General features: G+C 64.9%; 9 protein-coding genes. 2 read left to right on the top strand and 7 right to left on the bottom strand.

What is annotated here, in order from left to right; translation table 11 throughout:
- Positions 1 to 124 precede the first annotated feature (124 nt).
- The 4 genes from BFAL_RS05225 to BFAL_RS05210 all read right to left on the bottom strand — a co-directional run bounded on the left by BFAL_RS05225 (position 125) and on the right by BFAL_RS05210 (position 9077).
- Entirely contained in the window at positions 125 to 3883 is a 3759-nt protein-coding gene (locus BFAL_RS05225) for a DUF5695 domain-containing protein (protein WP_055427375.1), read from the bottom strand.
- A 265-nt stretch (positions 3884 to 4148) separates the two neighbouring features.
- A complete protein-coding gene (locus tag BFAL_RS05220) occupies positions 4149 to 5192 on the bottom strand; it encodes a LacI family DNA-binding transcriptional regulator (protein WP_055427374.1) in 1044 nt (347 codons plus the stop codon).
- Positions 5193 to 5475: 283 nt separating this feature from the next.
- The gene (locus BFAL_RS05215; RefSeq protein WP_152973544.1) at positions 5476 to 6897 is read right to left on the bottom strand and encodes an MFS transporter; all 1422 of its coding nucleotides are present in this window, start codon (positions 6895 to 6897) and stop codon (positions 5476 to 5478) included.
- A 182-nt stretch (positions 6898 to 7079) separates the two neighbouring features.
- The gene (locus BFAL_RS05210; RefSeq protein ID WP_055427373.1) at positions 7080 to 9077 is read right to left on the bottom strand and encodes a glycoside hydrolase family 127 protein; all 1998 of its coding nucleotides are present in this window, start codon (positions 9075 to 9077) and stop codon (positions 7080 to 7082) included.
- A gap of 471 nt (positions 9078 to 9548) precedes the next feature.
- On the opposite strand from BFAL_RS05210, the gene hypBA2 reads away from it, so the two are divergent.
- Together hypBA2 and BFAL_RS05200 are read left to right on the top strand one after the other, a co-directional pair.
- The gene (gene hypBA2 / locus BFAL_RS05205; RefSeq protein ID WP_055427372.1) at positions 9549 to 15074 is read left to right on the top strand and encodes a beta-L-arabinobiosidase HypBA2; all 5526 of its coding nucleotides are present in this window, start codon (positions 9549 to 9551) and stop codon (positions 15072 to 15074) included.
- A gap of 171 nt (positions 15075 to 15245) precedes the next feature.
- A complete protein-coding gene (locus tag BFAL_RS05200) occupies positions 15246 to 18758 on the top strand; it encodes an OmpL47-type beta-barrel domain-containing protein (RefSeq protein WP_055427371.1) in 3513 nt (1170 codons plus the stop codon).
- Between the two features lie 63 nt (positions 18759 to 18821).
- Here the strand turns inward: BFAL_RS05200 and BFAL_RS05195 are convergent, their stop codons facing one another.
- The 3 genes from BFAL_RS05195 to BFAL_RS05185 form a co-directional block, all read right to left on the bottom strand.
- The gene (locus BFAL_RS05195; protein ID WP_160319036.1) at positions 18822 to 19850 is read right to left on the bottom strand and encodes a LacI family DNA-binding transcriptional regulator; all 1029 of its coding nucleotides are present in this window, start codon (positions 19848 to 19850) and stop codon (positions 18822 to 18824) included.
- A gap of 376 nt (positions 19851 to 20226) precedes the next feature.
- Positions 20227 to 21111, bottom strand: coding sequence for a carbohydrate ABC transporter permease (locus tag BFAL_RS05190; RefSeq protein WP_055427369.1), 885 nt, complete (start codon positions 21109 to 21111; stop codon positions 20227 to 20229).
- On the bottom strand, positions 21108 to 22028 hold the full coding sequence (locus BFAL_RS05185; protein WP_055427368.1) for a carbohydrate ABC transporter permease: 921 nt from the start codon (positions 22026 to 22028) through the stop codon (positions 21108 to 21110). The genes BFAL_RS05190 and BFAL_RS05185 overlap by 4 nt, the downstream gene beginning before the upstream one ends.
- Positions 22029 to 22080 lie beyond the last annotated feature (52 nt).

The raw sequence follows: 22080 nt of genomic DNA, 5'->3' as shown, positions 1-22080 counted from the left end.
TGAGCCATAAGCCCCGGCTGTTCAATGGAATGCAACACTGATCAACACATGGGGGCGCCCGTCGGGTATTCCCGACGGGCGCCCCCATTCAGCGGCGGCTACCGATGGCTGCCGTCAATCGCCGTCAACAGTCACGGCGTCGCTTGCGGATCAGAACCGCGGTTCCGACCGTCACGGCCACCAACGCCACGGCCAGCACACCGGCTACTTCGCTGCCGGTGACCGTCAGAGAGTCGTTCTTACCGGAGGCGGCATCGGCCTTGCCGTTGTCTCCCTTGCCGCCCGACTGGCCGGGTTCGGTCTTGTCCGAACCGTCGCCCTTGTCCGAACCGTCGCCCTTGTCCGAACCGTCGCCGGGGTTCGGAGCAGGACCGACCTCGCCGCCGCCCTCACCGGTGCTGATGGTCACGGTGGCGGTGGAGCCTTCGAGCGACAACGGCACCGTGGCCGAGCCGTCGGCCGCACGCGTCACATCGGCGGTAGAGCCGGAACCGGCGACGGAGACCTTCCACTCGCCTTCCGGCAGGTTGGTCAGGTCCACGGTAGGCGTGTATGCCCCGTCGCCCTGGGTGTTCTCCAGTTCGAGCGTGACGCTCTTGCCGTCGGCCGCGACCGTGGCCTTCGTGTACTTGGCTCCACTCAGTTCGAATCCGAGCTTGCCGAGGTTGTAGAACACGGCCTTCCTGCGCACGCCGTCCTTCGGCGTGATCACGTAGGTGCCGTCGCCGGTCTTCATGTCGGCGCCGTACGCGTATTCGCCGAGGATCTTGTCGTCGACGACGTTCACGGAGGCGGTGCGCAACGCGCCCCAGAAGCCGAGGTCGGCCTCGCCGCTCCACATCCACCAGTGGTTCTGCACCTTGATCATCCTGTACGAGCCTGAAGCGGTGGTGTCACCGCCCTCGGACTGGTACTGCCATGCGGCCGCGCCGATGTTGCGCTTGTCGGAGCTGATCTGCCCCATGTTGATGTTCGACCATCCGGCCATGTAGGCGCCGTAGGTGGAGCGCATGAGCTCGTCGGCGTCGAAGCCGGCCGCCGCCACGTCGGTGTTCTCGAGGTACGACTGCTGCTGCCATGCTCCCAGTTGGGTCTCGTATCCGAGGTTCCACCAGGATTCGCCCATGTGCCGGTTGTCACCGCCGTTGTAGTACCACAACGGCTGCGTGCCGCGCGCGGACAGCGAGGCGAGCGTGGTCTTCTTCTGCAGCGCGGTGTCGCCGAACATCTTCGACATCGTGTACGTGGATTCGAACGCGGTGGTGTCGATGCTCATCTCGGAGGCGAACGGGTAGTCCTTCGACTGGTACGTGCCCAGCTTGTTCTTGGCGTGCTCGGTGAGCACGTCGGCTTCGTCCGTCTTTCCGGCGGCCTTGAGCGATGCGATGATCTCGGGAATCGTTCCCTCGCCCATCGCGCCCATCTCACGGGAGGAGTTGTCGAGGAAAGCGGCCTTGTAGTCGAGGTCGTGGTTGTAGAAGGCGTTGGCGGTGTTGTACGCCATGTCGAGGTATTGGTCCGCCGTAAACTTCATGTCCTTGGCGAGGGACGGATACGCCTTGGCGATGCGGTACATGTTGTAGTACGTGTTCCACACGTGCGGCGCGTTCATCACACGCCAGGTCACCGCGCCTTCGCCCACGTTGCCGCTGTTCCACGTGCCGGAGGGCCTGTCGCCGTCGGTGCCGTCATACCAGTGGTAGATGTTCCACGTACGCTCGTTGCACTCGTCTCCGGTGCAGGCGACGCCCGCGTCGGATTTGCGCTCGTTCTGCAGGTAGCCGAGCAGGAAGTTCTCGATGTAGTAGTCGAGGGCCTTGACCTGCGTCTTATCGGGGGATTCCGCGTTCTTTTCGGACAGGAACTCCGCCGGGGACAGTCCCAGATCGTCGGCACCGCCGGCCATCCAGCGCTTGTTCCATTCGCTTTGGCCCTGCATGGTGGCGCTGTCGCGCGTCACGAGCTCGGCGGCCGCCATGTTCCATTGCAGGAACGCGCCGTCATAGCCCTTGGACGGGTTCTTGGCCTGCTGGTTGTCCACGAGGAAGTCGGCGTGCGTGTCGATGAGTTCCTCGATCGGCTTGATCGAGTTGTACTGCATCACGGATTCGCGTTTGCCGTCCTTGCCGAAGTGCACGGTCAGATAGTTTTCGCCGAGGCTCGGAAATTCGATCTCATAGAGGTCGTAGCCGTTCTTTGAACCGGTTTTGGCGATCTTCGCGTCCTCACCGGCCTTCGTGCCCTTGCCGCCTCCACCGGTGATGGAGGAGACGCCGTCCTTGGCGCGCACGGCGAGCGTCGCCTTGGAGTCGGTGGAGACCGTGTAGCCGGGGTAGGACACCGCGTCCACCACGCCGGCTTCGTAGAGCACGTTGTGCAGGTCGTCGTAGCTGTCGGCCCAACGGAACGTGAATCCGTAGGTGGCGGAGTCTCCTGCGCCGAGCGTCAGCTTCGTGGCGTCGAGATAGCCGTCGATCTTGCCCTTGCGCGCGTCCTGGACGTGGTTCGAGTGGATTGCGAATTCGGTCAGGCCCTCCCAGCTCGGATCGGATTCCGCGAAGGTGCCTTCGCCCGGCTTCGCCTTGTCCTTGAATTCGAGCGAGGTGCCTTCCTTCGGCACCATCACGAGGTATGGGCCGGTTCCGGAGGGGCGCTGCCAGTAGATGTAGGAGCCGTCCTTGGCCACGTAGGCGTGGCGGGAGACGTTCTGCTCGTAGATGTTGTCCTGGCTGGAGGAGTCCCACCACGAGTTGAACAGCATCGGCAAGGTCAGGTCGTCCATGGTGAGTTCGGCGCCGGAGGTGTTGTCGACGGTGATGTCCCAGTCGAGCACGTCGCCGCCGTCACCGGAGAGCGCGTAACGTTCCGTAAGGTCGAAGTCCTTGATTGCGCCGGCGCGGTTTTCGGTTTTGCCGGAGTCGTACGAGACGGTGACGCTAGCGCCGTCCTTGCTCTTGACGACGGTGCGGCCCTTGTCGGACAGTCCGGTGTTCTGTGCCTTGCCGTTCGTCCAGGTGCTGATGTCTCCGGTCCAACGCGAGTCGTCCACGTTGAATCTGCTTCCGGCGGTCTTGGTGGTGGGGTTGATGACGTAGTTGGTGCACTGGGGCGCGTCGGCGGTGTTCGTGAGGTTGTAGATGCCGCCGGTCTCGCGGCTCACCCCCACTTGGAAGCTGTCGGATCGCAGTACGGCCAGCCCACTGTTCGGGTTCGTGGGCACGTCGCCTTCCGCGGTGACGGCGAATTCGCTCACGCCGATGGCGGCGTTCGTCTTGCCGTCGCTTGAGGCCGTGAAGACGGCGCGCAGGTACTTCGCCTTGACCGGCGCGGCGAAGGTCACGTCGTTCGCCTTGTCCTTGTCACGCGGGTACGCGGCGTCGTCGGCGAGCGCGACGTCGACCCATCGTTCACCGTCGTCCGATGTCTGCAGTTTCCATGATTGCGGTACGGCCACGCCGTCGCCAGCCGTGTCGGAGTCGTTGTCATGCCAGAAGGAGACGGACGCGCCGGTGAGCGTCACGTCGCCGGACCAGCCGTATCGCAGCCATTGCGTGTCGGGGCGGTTGTTCGAGTAGGTGCCCCATACCTGCGAGTTGTCGCCTTTGGTGAACACCGATTCGCCGTCTCGCACGGCTTCGATGTTGTTCCATGATGCCGTGTAGGAGGCGGTCAGTTCCGCTTTTTGCGCCGGCGTCTGGTTCGCAGAGGCGTCTTCGGCGTCGGTCAGCGGCGCGCAGGCCGCGGTTTGGCCATCGTTCGCGGGCGCAACCGTACCGTTCGTGTCGTCTGCGAAGGCGACGAGTCCTCCGGCGAGCAGCGTCGCCGCGGCGGCGCTTATGCCGACCGCCGCGCGCATGGCGTTCTTCAATCGTCGTCTGCCCATGTGCGTTCCTTTCCTGTAGTGCGGCGCGCTGCAATGCCTACGCCGCTGTTGCGTCGTGGGAGTGAGGAAGGATGCGAAGGCGGGAGGTACCGCTCCCATGACGGTGCCTGCATCGTGTCATTCCCTGTTCGGCACAGATTGTATTGGGCCGTGTTCTGCCGTCATCGGCCTATCGCTCCAATGCGAAAGATTTCGCATAGTGAACGATTACGCAGGCCGTGGGCGGTGGGAAGGAAGGACGACGTCGGCGTATTTCCGCGCGATGCTACCGCGCGTCGTCCAGCAGCCGCGTGGATTCGCGCGGCACGAGCCGGCAGGGCACGTAGTCCGTGCCACGCCGCCGTCTGCCGCCGACCGCGTCGAGCAGGTAGCGTGCGGCGCACCGTCCGATGCCTTCGCCGTTGTTGTCGATGGTGGTGAGCGTCGGGCTGGTGGCTTCGGCGATCACCTCGCGGTTGTCGTGTCCGATGACGGCCACGTCGTCGGGAACGCGCACGCCGCGCGCCTTGAGCTCTTCGAGCGCGCCGCGCGCGAGTGCATCGCTCTGGCAGATGACGGCGTCGAAATCGACATGGTCCTCGTCGATGAGACGGCTCACGGCCTGCCGACCCCAGCTTTCGTGCCATGAATTGAAGCGCACCGGGCCGGCCGGCTGCAATCCGAGCTCGCCGAGCGCCTCCAATGTGCCTTTGAGCCGGTCCGCCGCGGCGAGGAACCTCCGGTCGCCTCCGATGACGGCGATGCGGTGGCGCCCGCAGTCGACGAGATGGTTGACTGCGGTGCGGCCGGCCTCCAGATTGTCGCAGGTGACCGAACAGTCGGCGGGATTGGTGGAGGGACCGTATGCGTAGACGATGGGGATGCCCCAATCGTCGCCGAGCGAGGGATGCGGGTTGGTTTCGTTGTGGACGATGATGAGCCCGTCGACGTTCATGGAAATCAACTGTTCGACATGGCCGGGTTCCAGTGAGGCGTCCGCCTGCGCGTTGGCGAGCAGCATGCTGATGCCGCGTGCGCTGAGCTCCTGTTCGATGCCGACCAGCACCGGGCCGGTGCAGTGCGCGCTGAGCTCGTAGGCGAGCACGCCGACGCTGCTCGTGTGTCCGCCGGCAAGCGACTGCGCCTGCTTGTTCGGCGAGTATTCGAGCGCGCGGGCGGCCTCCATCACTCGTGTGCGCGTCGCCTCGCTGATGCGCGGCTTGTTGTGCAGGGCCTTCGACGCGGTGGAGATGGATACGCCTGCGGCGGCTGCCACGTCCTCCAGCCGCGCCGCGGCGCGCGCGTCCCTGTTGCGGGCGTCTCTGCCCATGGGTGGCGTCCTTTCTACGGTCTTTGGTGATGGACGGATGGTCGTGCGGATGCCGCACGACCGCGTGCATCCATCGTAGGGGATAAAGGACCGTGCCCCGGCGCATGGATCGCTGGGATTCACACGCCGGGGCACGGCCGGAAGGAAGAAATGGAAAGAAAGAGATAAGACGGAGGGCATCCACTGGCCGGACCCCGCCCGGTCCGCCGCCGCGTTCCGCCGGATTCATCGAATCGGCTGGAACGGTGCGGGAACGGTCGGGGCCCGGTCTACGGGAGCCTTATCAGGCGTTGGCCTCTTCGGCCTTGAGCTGGGCCTCGTGGCGTTCGGCGAGCTCGGCCTTGATCTGCGGCTCCATCTTCTCGAACTTGCGGTAGAAGCACATGATGACGCCGACGATGACGTAGACGATCACGGGCAGCCAGATGAAGCAGAAGGTGATGGCGTCCTGGGCGGCCTGGGACTGGACTTCCTTGGTCGCGTCGTAGCCGGCGGCGCCCATGATCTCCAGCGGCAGGAAGGCTCCGAAGCCGGAGCCGACCTGGATGCAGAAGGCGGAGCCGACGGCGGTCAGGAAGCCGGCCGCGTGGATGCCGGTCTTCCACTCGCCGTAGTCGACGGTGTCGGCGAGCATGCCGAACGGCATGCCGATGGCGATGGCGGCGCCGAGCACGCCGATGGTCCAGAAGACGACCAGCAGCGGGACGTTGGTGCCGGCGAGCGGCATGAGCGCCTGGCCGAGACCACCGATGATGAGGCCGATGATCATGGTCAGGGTCTTGTTCTTGGTCTTGTTGGCGATGATCGGCATCGCGATGGTGCCGATCAGGCCGAGGACCTGCACGCCGTTGAAGATGGACACGAGGTCGCGGTTGTTGAGCACGTACTGCGCGTAGTAGGTGGAGACGCCGTTACGGGTGGACTGGGCGACCCAGTAGATCACGAAGGCGACGACCAGGATGATCCACGGCCAGTTGCCCTTGGCGGCCTTGAGGGAGTCGGACAGCGGAATCGGCTTGTTGAGCTCCGGGTGGTAGTTACGCTCGTTGAGGTTCTTGAAGGAGAACAGCAGCAGGATGATGGCGACGATGCCCCAGATCGCGGTGACGATCATGAAGCCGGTCTTGTCGCCGCCGCCGAACTGGACGCCGAAGAAGCCGACCAGCGGGATGGTGAAGGACGAGGTGATGAAGGAGCCGATCTGGCCGCCGGCCATACGGAAGGAGTTGGCGTTGTTGCGCTCGACCGGGTCGGAGGTGAGGTTCGGCAGGATGGCGGTGATCGGGGTCTGGATACCGGTGTACACGGCGCCGGCGGCCAGGATGTAGGTGATCAGCGCGTACCAGAACTTCGGGGCGCCGTCAGGCAGGCTCGGAGCGGTGAAGGCGATCCACACGGTGATCGCGAACGGCACGCACAGCCACAGGAACCACGGGCGGGACTGGCCCCACTTGGTGTTGGTGTGGTCGACGATAGAACCCCACACGACGGCGGAGATGGCGTCGGCGAAGCGGGCCACCAGCAGGATGGTGCCCGCGCCGAGCGCACCGGCGGCCGGGATGTGGAACACGTTGGTGTAGAAGTACATGATGTACGAGGAGATCGTCACGTACAGCAGGTTGCCTGCCATATCGGTGAAGGAGTAGGCGACCTTCTCCTTGACCGACAGCTTCACGGCAGAAGCGTCCTGAGTTGCAGCACTCATTGCTTGTTTTCCTTCTTCATTGATTGGGTTGTTGATGGACAACAGGTGGTGGTTCACGCCGTTCCCGCGCCCGCACTACAGGGCGCTGGGGCGGGAACGGCGATGGGGCGCGAATGGGCCGGACGGATGGATGAATGGTTCGGCGTACCTCCGGTGCCGGCCTGGTCGCGCAAGGGTTGGAATCAGAAGTCGGAGTCGAACCAGACCTGCATCTGGCCGACCTCACGGTTCGCCCACGCGTAGTACGGGATGAGCTTCAGGTCGTAGGACTTCTCCCCGACCGGGTGCTCCTCGACGTCCGCGTACAGCGGGAATTCCACGTCGTCGTGCGTGCGCTTGGTCGCGGGAATCGTGATGACCTCCACGCCGTCGAGCTCGCCGAAGTGGTATTCCGCACGCGCCTTGGAGGCGTCGTGGCTGCCGATGTGGTAGTTCCACAGCGGAGCCGAGTTGTCCGCCTCCTCCGCGCAGTACACGATCGGGCCGCGCATCACGGCGATCTTGCCGATGTCGTGACGCACGACGGTCTTGGAACGCATGAACTTGACGGCCATGTCGAGGTCGAGCGTGATCTTCGACTCGCCGGAGGTCAGTTCGATGGTCACGAAGCCGTCCTCGACGGGCAGACGACGCGCGTCCTCTCCGTTGACGGTCAGCTCGTGCTTGTACGCGGACCAGGACGGGATGCGAACCAGGAACTTCACCGGATCGGCGCCTTCCGGCACGTCGACGGTGAACTCGATGTGGCCCTCCCACGGGAAGTTGGACTTCTGGGAGACCTTCACGCCGTCGAAGAACTCGGCGTCGTTCGCGATGAACTGGTGGGCGATGATCTCGCGCTTGTCCTCATGCACCGTGTACAGGTAGCGGTCCACGGAGGCGATGAGGCGGGCGATGTTGGCCGGGCAGCAGGCGCAGCCGAACCATTCGGCGCGGTGCATGAGCACGTGGTAGCGGTCCGGGTTGTGGTCGGTGGCGGTCGGGTCGGCCTCGAGCGCGTTCACGTAGTAGAAGTGCTTGCCGTCGAGCGCGATGCCGGCGATGGAGCCGTTGAACAGCTCCTTCTCGAGCACGTCGGCGTATTCGCCCTTGGTCTCGAGCTCCAGCATCTGCTTGGCGAGGAAGCTCATGGCCACGGAGGCGCAGGTCTCGCCGTACATGGTGTCGTTCGGCAGGTCGTAATCGTAGGTGAACGCCTCGCCGACGTGCGTGGAGCCGACGCCGCCGGTGATGTACATGCGGCGGGTGACGATGTTCCTCCACAGGCGCTTGGCGGTCTCCTCCAGCTCCTTGTCGCCGGTCAGGCGAGCCACGTGGGCGACGCCGGTGAGCATGTAGCCGACGCGCACGGCGTGGCCTTCGGCGGTCTTCTGCTGGCGGATCGGGCGGGCGGTCTGCGTGTACTCGTGCGTCCAGCCGCGCATCTGCGGGAAGATGTCAGTGGAGCCGTCGCCGATCTTCTCGTTCTGCTTGTCGTAGAAGCTCGGGTCCTTGCCGCGCACGTCGATGAAGAACTGAGCCAGCTTGAGGTACTTCTCCTCCTTGGTGACCTCGTACAGGCGGGCGAGCGCGAGCTCGATCTCCGGGTGGCCGTCGGCGCCGGGGATCTTGCCGTCCTCCTCGCCGAAGTTGGCGTCGAGGCAGGCGGCCATCTTCTCGGCGACCTCGAGGGCCTGCTGGTTGCCGGTGACCTCGTAGTAGGCGACGGCGGCCTCGATGTAGTGGCCCATCACGTACATCTCGTGGGACTGCTGGATCTGGGTGAAGCGCTCACGGTCGGCGAAGGCGCCGGACTTGATGATGTACGGGGTGTCGAGGTAGCCGTCCTCGCGCTGAGCGCGGGCGATGAGGTCGACGAGCTTGTCGCACAGCTCCTTGAGCTGGTCGTCGGGCTCGTAGGCGAGCGCGTAGGCGGCCTCTTCGAGCCACTTGTAGACGTCGGAGTCCTGGAAGACGAATCCCTTGAAGTCGCCTTCCTCGTCGCCGGCGGCGATGCGCAGGTTGCGCACGGCGCGGCTGTAATGGTAGTCGATGTCCTGCTTGGCGCCCGAGGGGTCGCGCGGGATGTCGATCTTCTGCTCGTCGTTGATGACCGCCCACTGGTAGGGGATCACCTCTTTGGCGACGTTCTCGCGGTATCGCTTCCAGAATGGCGACGTCACCGTGACTTTCTGGCTCATGCCTCGTCCTTTCCATGGCGCTGGGACGCGATTCGACCCGTCGATCCGCGCCCCGTACGTGTGCTGTTCACATGTTGTGTTGTACTGCCGGCCGCATTGTCTGGCTGGGGAACGTGGCCGCTGCGCAATCGATATCGCGTTCCTCCGAACGGCTTCGGTTAGCAATATAGGAGGGCAGGAAAAGCCTTTTTCCCGGTTTTCGCAAATGCGAAATATTTCGCTGCGACATTTTTCGCAACCGTGAGTTCCGCCTCCGCGAAGCGGTCACGAAACCATAACATTGCGGCGAACGCCACATATCCGATGTGAGGTTCGGCATTCGGGAGCGCAACAGTGCAGTGGTTCGTGCGCCCGCGAACGAATAGGGAATGACGGGTGTGTGGCGATAACCCAAATCAGCCCGGTCCGGTGTGGCATCGGCGGTAGTGCGTGCGACGGCGGACCGTGCAGACCAAGGAGAAGGAACACAGCATGGACTCATCCACGCAAAGGTCCACTAGGAAGAAGTGGATCGCGTCGATAGGTGCCGTCGTCGCCGCAGCGACGATGTTCGGTTCGGGAGCGCTCACCGCCTCCGCCGCGGACATCGCCGAGCCTAACGCCGACGTGCAGTATCCGAAGTTCTACGGATCCGACGATCCGATGCAGACCAAGGCCAACGGCGTCGCCTACAACCCCACGCAGAGCTATCTGGCGAACACGTTCGCCAAGGACCAGGCGAACGGCGCAGGCACCGACACCGACCACGACTTCTGGATCGACCGCATCCTGGCGCGCACCGGCAACACGCCGAACGGCAAGGACGGCAAGAACGACGCCGGCACCTACAGCTTCGACGGCGCCGACAACAACGCCATCCTGTTCACGCGAGGTCGCGCCGCCTACATGTACACGCACGAGCCCTCCCGACTCGGCTTCGTGGGCGACGCCGCATACTGGGACCAGACCGGCAAGGACGGCTTCACCGTCACCGTCGACGGCCAGTCCCTCACGGAGGACGCCTCCCAGCGCAAGCAGACCCCGAGCTACTTCAAGACGGTGTTCGCCAACGCCGACAAGTCGCTCACCGTCACCGAGGTCAAGTACATCACCAACAACAACGTGATGGTCGCCAACCTCACCCTGGACAGCGCCAAAGGCGGCGACGTGACCCTCACCGCCTCATCCCCGTTCGTCACCACGGGCGCCGACGGCGACGCCGAGCTCACCGGGCGCGTCAACGTCAAGAACAACCTGACGACCATCTACCCACGCTTCTCCGGCAACGGCTTCACCGCCAAGGGCGGCAAGCTCGTCAGCACCCTGAAGCTCGAGGCCGGCAAGCCCACGACCACCAAGCTGCAGCTCGGCCTGATCGCCAACGAGCTGCCGGAGTCCACCACCGAGTACGAGGCCCGATTCAACGGCGACCTCCAGGACCCGGCGGCCTCCTACAAGGATTCCGTCACCACGTACAACAAGTGGTGGGTCGACAACTCCCCCTACGTCGACACCCCCGAGGACAACATCGACAAGACCGTCGTCTACCGCTGGTGGCTGAGCCGATTCAACATGCTCGACGCGAACATGCCCGGCAACACCTTCCAGTACCCGACCTCCGTCGAGGGCGCGCTCGGCTACAACAACCAGATCGTGCTCACCTCCGGCATGTTCATCATGGACACCAAGTGGTTCCGCAACCCGGAGTACTCCTACGGCACCTGGCTCTCCGCCGGCGACACGGCCAAGAAGGGCAAGTCCGGGTACTACTACTACCACGACAACCCGGGCGATCCGGCGAACTGGAACCACAGCTACACGCAGTACATCACGCGCGCCGGTTGGGACTCCTACAAGGTGCACGGCGGCCCCGCCACCGTGGCCGAGAAGCTTGCCGACCAGGGCGCGCAGGACGTCAACGGTCTGCTCGCCTCGACCACCGAGCCGGACAACAACGACAACCAGAACAACAACAAGAACAGCCTGATCGACTGGAACTGGTGGTCGATGACCGGCAACGACGCGGACGCCGTGTCGTTCTCCGAACATTCGGGCGAGCGCATGGACCGTGCCGACGGCTCCGCCAACCTGTGGGCGAACGCCAACGCCGCCGCCCAGGCGTACCGCTCCGCGGGCGACACCGCCAACGCGGACAAGATGCAGAAGGTCGCCGACGAAATCAAGAAGGAAGTCACCACCGAACTGTGGAACCCGGACACCAAGCTGATCCAGCACAGGTTCATCGGCTCCCACAACGGCGACTTCGCGAAGTACAAGGAGCTCAACAACTACTACCCGTACTCCGAAGGCCTGATGCCCACCGGCAACAAGGACTACAACGAGGCGCTACGTCTGTTCGCGGACGCCAAGGAGTTCCCGATCTTCCCGTTCTTCACCGCCAACCAGGCCGATAAGGAGACCCTGGCGGCGCTCAACGGCGGCAAGCCGGTGGGCTCCAACAACTTCTCCATCATCAACGCGCAGCCGCTGCTGCAGATCTACTCGGCCGGCATCCGCAACTACGATGCCGCCAAGAACGGCTACATCAGCAACGAGAACTTCAAGAAGCTGCTGTACTGGGTGGCGTTCGCGCACTACCAGGGCGGCAACAACCAGTACCCGGACCAGAACGAGTTCTGGAACGAGGACAACAACCCCGCCTCCGACACCATCGCCGGCAAGAACAAGGACGGCCGCGAGAACGGCGGCAAGATCACCTACCGCTCCTGGATCCACCACACCCAGCTCGGCACCACGAACTGGACGATGGTCGAGGACGTGGCCGGCATGGTCCCGCGCGAGGATAACAAGATCGAGCTCAACCCGATCGAGATCCCCGGCTGGAACTACTTCACGGTGAACAACCTCAGCTACCACGGCAAGGACGTCTCCATCGTGTGGGACAAGGACGGCAGCCACTACGGCGGCCCGGCCGGCTACAGCCTGTACGTGGGCGGCAAGCTCGCCTTCACCTCCGACAAGCTCGCCCACCTCGTCTACGATCCGGCCACCGGCACCGTCGAGGACGTCGCCAAGTCGGGCGCGAAGATCACCGGCGCCACCGGCTCCGAGCTTCCGGCCGCGAACCAGATCGCGTTCACCGCCGACCAGCGCGTGACCGACCTGTTCGCCAAGTCCGGCGCGAACGTCGACTCCGCCTCCAAGAACCTGACCGACGTCGCCAAGGGCGCGGACGCCAAGGCAACCTATGAGGCCAAGGGATACCCGGCCGCCAACTCGGTCGACGGCAACAACGCGATGGAATCGTTCTGGGGGTCGAAGGGCTCCTCGAACAAGACCGATACGCTGACCGTCACGTTCAAGCAGCCGCAGACCATCGACGACATCCGCCTGTACTTCTACCAGAGCTCGTCCAGCCAGACCATTTCCGGCTACGCCGAGCCCGCGAACTACAAGCTGGAGTACACCGAGAACGGCACCGATTGGAAGCCGCTCACGAACCAGGTTCGCACGCCCGCCTACGCCGGCGCGAACTACAACCGCGTCCAGTTCGACGCGGTGAACGCCAAGGCGGTCCGAGCCATCTTCACCCCGCAGGCCGGGCAGGCCGTGGGCGTCAAGGAGCTCGAGGCCTACGACACCGGCATCAAGGCCACCGGCACCGCCGGCAACCAGGCCCCGCAGGTCGACGCCTACCTCGCCTCCAGCACCTCCTCCGGTGCCTCGCTCGTCGGCTCCGTGAAGGACGACGGACTGCCCGCCGAAAGCGACATCACGACCACGTGGTCGCAGGTCTCCGGTCCGGAGGGCGGCAAGGCGTCGTTCCTCGACGCCAGCGCGGCCAGCACCACCGCCACCTTCAACAGGGAAGGCGACTACGTGCTCAAGCTCACCGCCTCCGACGGCGAGCTGACCGGCGAGAAGGAGGTCACCGTCCACGGCATCCCGTCCGACGGCACCTCCAACATCGCGCCGCAGTCCACCGCCTCCGCCAGCTACACCAACGGCTACCAGCCGAAGGACAACGCCAAGAAGGTCGTCGACGGCAAGGTCGTGTACGATAACACGCCGAACGAGACCTGGAACAACTGGGGCGACAACACCGGCAAGGAACCGACGCTGCAACTCGCATGGGCCGGCCGCGTGCCGTTGAAGAAGGCCAAGGTCTTCTTCTGGACCGATGGCGGCGGCGTGCCTATGGCCAAGAGCTGGAAGCTCCAGTACGCGGACGCCGACGGCAAGTGGCAGGACGTGAAGCTCGCCGACGGCCAGTCCTACACGGTCAAGCAGAACGAAGGCAACGAGGTGAAGTTCGCCGACACGGTCGAGACGGACAAGCTGCGCATCGTGTTCCCGAAGGGCGCGATCGTGGGCGTCTCCGAATTCGAGGCGTACGGCGTCGACCCGCTCGGCGTGGACGGTGTGAACCGTCTCGTCAAGACCGGCTCGAAGGCCGCCGACCTCAAGCTGCCCGCCACCGTGTCCGCCTACTACGCGGACGGCTCCCGTCGTGACCTCGCCGTCACGTGGGGCAAGGTGAGCGACGACCAGCTCGCCGCCGACGCCGAATTCGACGTGCGGGGCGCAGTCGCCGGCGCCCTCGCCGGAACCACCGCCCACATCGGCGTGCGTTCCGACGCCGAGAGCCAGACCTCCGGCACTGCCCAGCCGGTCGAGCAGACCGTCTACCAGAACGCGAAGTCGGTCACGCTGCCGACCACCGTTCCGGTGCGTTTCCCGAACGGTATGCTCGACGACCGCAAGGTCACCTGGAACGACGCCGACGTGGCGAAGATCGACCTGACCAAGGTGGGCGACTACGAGGTCTCCGGCACGGCCGAAGCCTCCAGCGGCGCCGCCAAGGTCACCGTCCACGTGGTCGCCGACCCGAACGCGGGCACCACGCCGGAACCGGAACCCGAGCCCGCCGACGGCTGGATCGAGAAGACCGCCTCCAAGACGTCCGTCTCCGCCGAGGCCGACTGGTCGAAGGCCGAAGGCAAGCTCAACGACGGCGTCGTGGTCGACAAGACCTGGCCCACCACCGACGACCAGGACGTCAACGCGAAGGTCTGGGGCACGTGGGGCAAGGCCGTCGACGGCATGTACGCCCAGTACGACTTCGACAAGGCCGTGACCGTCGACTCCAGCCGCGTCCAGTTCTGGGCCAACTTCGCGAAGACCGACGACGCGAAGGGCGGCCTGGAGACTCCGGACGCCTGGAAGATCCAGTACCTCGCCGAGGACGGCTCCTGGAAGGACGCCCCGAACGCGAAGGTCACCACCGTGCGCAACTCGCCGGCCGCCCTGGCCACCGAGAACGACGGTTGGAGCGTCGCGACCTTCGACAAGGTGACGACCACCTCGCTGCGCCTCGTGCTCACCCCGCACACCGGAGAGGGCACGTTCGGCACCGCCGTGGCCGAGTGGGGCGTGCACGCCGCCAAGAACGACGAACCGCAGCCCACCGTGGACAAGTCCAAGCTGGAGGCCGCGCTGAAGGCCGCCGCCGGACTGGATAAGTCCAAGTACACGGCCGACGCGTGGAACGAGTTCCAGAAGGCCGTCGCCGACGCGCAGAAGGTGTACGACGACCCGAACGCCACCCAGGAGGATGTCGACGCCCAGGTGACGGCGCTTGCGGACGCCCAGAAGGTGCTCGCCTCGCACCCGGCCACCAAGCCGGACCAGCCGGTGAACAAGAACGATCTCGCGGCGTCCATCGCCCAGGCCGAGAAGGCCGACAAGGCGAAGTACACCGATGAGGCGTGGAACGCCCTGCAGGCCGCGCTCGAGAAGGCCAAGGCCGTGTTCGCCGACGCGAAGGCCGACCAGAAGACCGTCGACGCCGCACAGGACGAGCTGGACAAGGCCTACTGGAACACGAAGCCCGAGCAGAAGCCCGGCTCCGACCAGCCTGGCGTGAACCAGCAGGGCGGCACCACCGCCGCGACCGGTGCCGCCGTCTCGGCCATCGCCGTCGCCGCGGCGCTGATGCTCGCCGCAGCCGGCATCGCGCTCACCCTCAAGCGCCGGAGCGACCGCTCCGCCCGCTGACCCGTCATAGCCGGCTAACCCCGGCATGATCTACAGCCAACCCTTTGGACCCGTAGCGGCTCCCCCGCACGGGTCCAAAGGGTTGGTCTATATTGCAAAAGACCATCCGCATAGACAGACCCACCGGGGACGGCGTCTCCGCCCCGGGACTCGAAGAGGAGAAAGGCAATCATGCATCATCGTGTGTCATCATGGCGTTCAATCGTGGGAGGCATCGCGGCCGCAGCCACCCTGCTCGCCGGCGGAATCGTCGCCGCACCGACGGCACTTGCCGCCGACACGCCCTCCGCAGACAACGCGCCGAGCGTCGCCGGACAACCATACGACAATCTGCCGTACAACAACCCGGACGTCACCGTCACCCAGATCGACAACAGCGCCCTGCCGAGTTACATGCGCAACCCGATCGGGCAGAACGAGGGCATCGACACCCCGGACGACCTGTCGCGCAACTACTATTCCGCCGACGCCGCCGCCCTGAGCTACGACGGCAAGCTGTTCGTCTTCACCGGCCACGACGAGGCCGCGCCCGACTTCGGCTCCTTCAACATGAAGGACTGGGGCGTCTACGTGACCGACGAGAACGGGCTCGACGAAGGCAAGTGGACACACTACAAGACCGTCGCCAAGGCCGACCTGTTCAGCTGGGCCACCGGCGACGGCGCGTACGCCGGCCAGGTCGTGGCCGACGACAACGATACCCCGGCCGACAAGTCCGACGATTGGTTCTACTACTACATCCCGGTGAAGGACAAGGCCTCCGAGGCGGCTGGCGTCGACCCGTTCGCCATCGGCGTGGCGAAGTCGAAGAGCCCGCTCGGCCCGTGGAAGGACGCCATCGGCAAGCCACTGCTCACCACCGCGCAGACGAAGATAGAGACCATCGACCCCGCGTTCTTCGTGGACGAGGACGGCACCGGCTACCTGCACTTCGGCACGTTCAGCACGCAGCTCGCCATCAAGATGAAGAAGGACGCCGCCACCGGACGCACCTCATACACCGAAGTGGAGACCAAGGACGACGGCACTCCGAACCTGCACACGATGAAGGACGCGGACGGCGGCAACGGCCCGAAGGGCTTCTTCGAGGCCGCATGGGTGTTCCGCAAGGGCGACACCTATTACAACGTCTATGACGGCGGCAAGCCCGGTTCGGGCGCGGCCACCTGCGTCGAGTCGAACTACCAGGCGTGCGTGCAGTACTCCACCTCCGACAGCCCGCTCGGCCCGTGGAAGTACCAGGGCGTGCTCGTGCCGTCCGGCTCCGCCACGACGATGCACCCCTCCGTGCTCAAGTTCGGCGACAAGTGGTACGTGACCTACCACACCGGCGATAAGGTGGGCGGCACCGACTTCCGCCGCGCCGTGAGCATCGACGAGGTCGACTGGACTTCCGAAGGCCGGATGACCTCCACCGCGCACCCGACCAAGGCCGAGAAGACCCAGCCGAGCCGCAACGTCGCGCCTTACGCGAAGGTGAGCGCCACGTTCACCGAGACGCCCTCCTACAAGGGTTCCGTGAACGACGGCCGCGTGCTCGTCACCGCCGTGGTCCCGCCGGACCATTGGACCAACTACCGTTCGATGCCGCAGCCGCAGTCCGGCGACTCACTCATCTACCAGTGGGACGGCACGGTGCGCGTCGATTCCTCCAAGGTATGGTTCGACGTGGACTCCAACGCCCTGCGCGCGCCCGGCTCGTGGAAGATTCAGTACCTCGCCGAGGACGGCACGTGGAAGAATGTCGCGAACCCGAGCGCCTACACCAACACCACCGGCAAGGACAAGCCGAACACCGTCACCTTCGACGCGGTGACCACCACCGCGCTCAAGCTCGACCTGACCGGTGAGGCCGTGGACGGCGGCTACGCGTCCGTGGCCGTGCCCGAATGGGAGGTCTACTCCGCGGACGAGTCCCCGGCGATCCAGCAGCCGGCGGGCGTGACCACCGCCACCGGCGAGGCGCCGCGGCTGCCCGCCACCGTGAAGGTGAAGTACGGCTCCGCCACCATCGACTCCCCGGTGATCTGGCGTCCGGTCGATGCCGACTCCTACGCGAAGGCCGGCACGTTCGACGCGCACGGCGTCGTCTCCGGCGTGGACGGCGAGGCGAACGTCGATGGCAACGTCACGCTGCCCGTCACCGTGAAGGACGGCTACAAGCCCGCCGCCGACACCACCAAGCCGACGGCGAAGGCGTCCGTCGCCGCGAACGCCGGCAACGGCACGTGGCTCACCACCGCGCCGTTCGCCGCGGTCCAGGCCACGGACGACGCGGCCGCCCCGGTCGCCAAGCTCGAGGTCTCCACCGACAAGGGCGCCACGTGGAAGACGGTCGCCACCGACTCGAACGCGGCCGTCGCCACGTTGGACGCGCAGGGCGACGTCGAGGTGTGGGCGCGTGCGACCGACCAGGCCGGCAACGTCTCCGACATCGCGAAGGCCTCCGGCAAGGTCGATTCCGCCGCACCGAAAGTCACCGCCACAGTGGACAAGGCGAAGCGCACGCTGGCCCTCAAGGCGGATGACGGCACCGGTTCGGGCGTCGCCTCCGTCGAATACCGCATCGGCAAGGACGGCGAGTGGACCGTCTACAAGGATGCGGTCGCCGCGCCGACAAGCTCCCGCACGACCGTCTACTACCGTGCGACCGACAAGGCCGGCAACGTCTCCGCCGCCTCCGCCGACATCCCGTCCGACACGTCCGTACCGCTGACCGGAAACATCGAGAAGGATGCGGTCGCCACGGACGTGGACAACAAGGCCGCCAGCTGGACGAAGGGCGTGGCCGCGCTCAACGACGGCAGGATCCTCCCCGACGTGACCAACGCGAACGAGGACATCTGGGGCACCTGGCCGAACACCGGCGAGATGCGTCTCGACTACGAGTGGGACCGTGAGGTCACCATCGATTCCAGCCGCGTGCAGTTCACGTCGGATGGCGGCGGACTGGGCATCCCCGCCTCGTGGAAGCTCCAGTACTGGGATGCCTCGAAGAACGTCTTCACCGACATCCCCGACGCCTCCTATACGCTGACCCCCAACTCGCCGGCCGACGGATTCGGCACCGAGAACGGCGGCTGGAGCGATGCGACGTGGACGACGCCGGTGAAGACGACCAAGCTGCGCATGGTCATCACTTCAGGCTCCGCCTCCCCCGCCGTGGCGGAATGGCAGGTCCACGCGCCGGAGACGCCGGCTGACAAATCGGCATTGAAGACCGCGCTCGACAAGGCCGCCACGCTCGATGAGCACGACTACACCGCCGACTCGTGGAATGTATTCCAGACGGCCGTCGAGTCCGCCCAGACGGTCTATGACGACGCCAAGGCCACGCAGGACGATGTCGATGCCGCGACCAGCGCGCTCAACGACGCGATCAACGGCCTCGATCCCGTCAAGCCGAGCCCGGACAAGCCGGGGGCCGGCGATGGCGGTAACTCCGGTAACTCCGGTAACTCCGGTAACTCCGGCAACTCCGGTAACTCCGGTAACTCCGGCAACTCCGGTAACGGCAACGGTAACGGCAACGGGCAGAAGCCCGCCGCGCCGAACGCCGGCAAGACCGGTCTGAGCACCACCGGCTCCGCCGTGGCCGCAATCGTCGTGCTGGCCGTCGCAGCCGCCGCAGCCGGCATCACGCTCACCCTCATCAAGCGCCGGAGCCCCCGCTCCGCCCGCTGACCCGGTTCGGTGCCGTTGCCGTCTCGGCTGACCCAGCGAGACGGCAACGGCACCGTTCCCTTTCTACGATCGAGGCTTCGCGGCGGACCCGCGCACGACAAGTTCGCCGCGAAGCTCCACGAAGCGCGCAGGGAGTTCCTCGCCCTGCTGTCGCGCCTCGATGCGCGACAGCAGCATCTGCACGGCTTTGCGCCCGGCGGCGGGGAAATCCTGCCGGTACGTGGTCACGGGCGGCGTCCACACGCAGGCGAGCGGATGATCGTCGAAGCCGATGACGCTGATGTCGTCAGGCACCGACTTGCCTTCGTCCTCCAGACCACGAATCAGCCCCATGGCAATCTCGTCATTGCCGGCGAACACGGCGGTGAGTCCATCGACATGCGCCATGTGGCGGCCAAGTTCCCTCGCGTCGGCTGGCTGCCACGAACAATGCAGCATATCCGGAATGGGTCTGTCGGCGGCACGCAGCTCGGCCTCCCAACCTGCGGTGCGGCTGTAGCCTCCGCCGCCGCCGGGAATCGTCACATGGAATACGTTGCGGTGGCCGAGCGCAAGCAGGTACCGCGTGATCTCACGGCCAGCCTGGTTCTCGCACAGGTCAATCTGGTCGAGATCCGGCTCGCGGTCACCCGCGATGACCACCTTCGTCACCGTATCCGGCAGCAGCCGCAGCGCCTGCGCGGCGAGCGCATCGTATTTGAGCACGACGACCCCGCTCGGGTTCTGATCCATGACCATCGTGATCGCGGCGCGCAATGCCTCGGTCGAATCGTCGGCCAGCTTCGAGATGCTTACCGGATAGTTGTTCGCACGGGCCTCGTCCTCGATGCCTTGGATCGTCATCGCCGAACCGTACAGCGTGGTGTCGCTGGTGAGCACGACGATCGACTTCATGGCGGAATTGACCAATCCGCGTGCCACACGGCTCGGATGGTAGTCCAACAGTTTGATGGCGTGCGCGATGCGCTCCCTGCTTTCGGCGCTGATGCGGGGCGAATCGTTCAGGTATCGGGACACCGTCGACACCGATACGTTGGCGAGCGCGGCGACGTCCTTGATCACCGGCGCGCGCTTTTCCTTAGGCCTTGGCATATTCACCTGTCTGTCTTCCATATCCAATCACTATATAAGTAAGGGTGTTGGATGATGGCTGTCCGTTGGTACGGGAACGCCCCGGATCCCGGCAAGTCGAGGAGACCTTGCGGGGCCGGGGCGTTTCCGGATGGAAGGAGAGGGAAGGAGAAACGATATTGCTTTACTTGACGGCTCCGCCGGCAATCAAAGACTCGCCTACGGCGAGACCCCAACCTGCCTCGCGGCTGCCACCGCTCGGCGGAACCTATAAACAGCCCACCGGGCTGTTTACTTAACGGCTCCGCCGGCAATCACGGACGCCCCTACGGGACGGCCCAACCTGCCTCGCGGCTGCCACCGCTCGGCGGAACCTATAAACAGCCCACCGGGCTGTTTACTTAACGGCTCCGCCCGTAATACCGCTGATGATCTTGCGCTGACCGATGACGAAGATGATCAGGAGCGGGAGGGTCATCAGGATGATGTAGGCGAAGATGAGGTGCCAGTTGTTGAGGTACAGGCCCGCGCTCGCCACATTGTAGAGGTTGAGCGGCAGGGTGCTCATCTTGCCGGACAGGATGAACAGCGAGTAGAAGATGTCGTTCCAGATGTACAGCACCACGAGAATCGTCGAGGAGGCGAGCGTCGGGGCGAGCAGCGGGAAGATGATCGTGAAGAAGATCCTCATCGGGCTGGCGCCGTCGATGCGGGCCGCCTCTTCGAGCGACGGCGGAATCGTGCGGATGAAGCCGGTGATGAAGAAGATCACGACGGACAGGTAGATGCCGATGTACACGCAGTTCATGCCGACGGCGGTGCCGGACAGGCCAATCATCTTGAGCAGCATCATGATGGTCACGACGGACGGCGGCAGGATGACGCCGGAGATGAACAGCGCGTAGAGCATGGACACGCCCTTGGAAGTGCGGCGACCGAAGATCCACGCGGCCATCGAGCCGAACAGCAGGCAGATGCACACGGACGGCACGGTGACGAGCAGGGAGCCGATCAGCGCGGGGAACACCTTGCCCTGCACGATGACGGTCTGGATGTTCTCGATGAGATGCCACTTGCTCGGCAGCGCCATGCTCGGCACGACGGCCTCGGCCTGCGTCTTGCCGGCGGTGACGATGAGGATCCAGAACGGCACGGCGAGGAAGACGAGCATGAGCAGGATGACGATGACGGCGTGGATGATGTCGCCGGCCTTCGACTTCTTGCGCACGACGGTGAGGCTGTTGGTCTTGACGCCGGATTCGCTGTAGGTTGCGCTACTCATAGGATCTTCTCCTCACGCTTACGCAGGTAGATGATGAGCGGGATGGCGATGACCATCACCATCACGAAGAGCACGAGGCTCATGGTGGTCGACTGGGAGTACAGGCCCTTGCCGAACGTACGCCAGATGAACAGGTTCAGGATTTCGGTGGATCCGCCGGGGCCGCCGTTGGTGGTGGCCTGGACGATGTCGAAGGAGTTCATGGAGCCGAGCAATGCGGTCGCGACGTTGAAGGTGACGGCCGGGGCGACCAGCGGGAACTTGACCTGCCAGAAGGTCTGCCAGGCGTTGGCGCCGTCGATGGAGGCCGCTTCGAGCACTTCGGAGTCGATGGTCTTGAGGCCGGCGAGGTAGGTGAGCATCGCGAAGCCCATCCACTTCCATCCGTGGATGATGGTGACGACGACGATGGTCCACGTGGTCGAGCCGAGCCATTGGATGTCCACGGTGTGGCCGGCGAAGAAGCTCAGGATCTGGTTGACGACGCCGTCGGTCTTGAGGACGGCCTGCCAGATGTAGCCGGCGCCGAGGGCGGACATGATCACCGGGATGAAGAACATGGTGCGGGCGAAGCGGTTGAGCGGCGTGTCCTTTTCGAGGAGCACGGCGAGCGCCAGACCGAAGACGTTCTGGAAGAACGCCACAAGCACCGCGTAGATGAGCGTGACCTTGATGTCGGCCATCAGGGTGCCGCTTTCGAAGAGCTGTTTCAGGTTTTCGAGGCCGTTGAAGTCGATGGTCTTCTTGAACGCGGACCAGTCGGTGAACGCGTAAATGAAGTTCATTACCGTGGGCAGGAAGAAGAACACCAACAGCATGACGCCCGCGGGAACGACATAGCGCAATGGGTAGTTCTTGCGCTCCAGAGTCCGCGTGCCCTTGATCGGGGCGGACTTCGAGACGTGTGTCGTCGTCATCAGATTCGTTTCCTTATATCTGTGTGTCGTGGCATCCCGGCCGGGGCCCGGA

Origin of the sequence: Bifidobacterium aesculapii, assembly GCF_001417815.1 — a bacterium.
Taxonomy (GTDB): Bacteria; Actinomycetota; Actinomycetes; order Actinomycetales; family Bifidobacteriaceae; genus Bifidobacterium; species Bifidobacterium aesculapii.
Note: the sequence above shows the minus strand (reverse complement) of the source record. Positions and strands in the feature narration are given on the sequence as shown.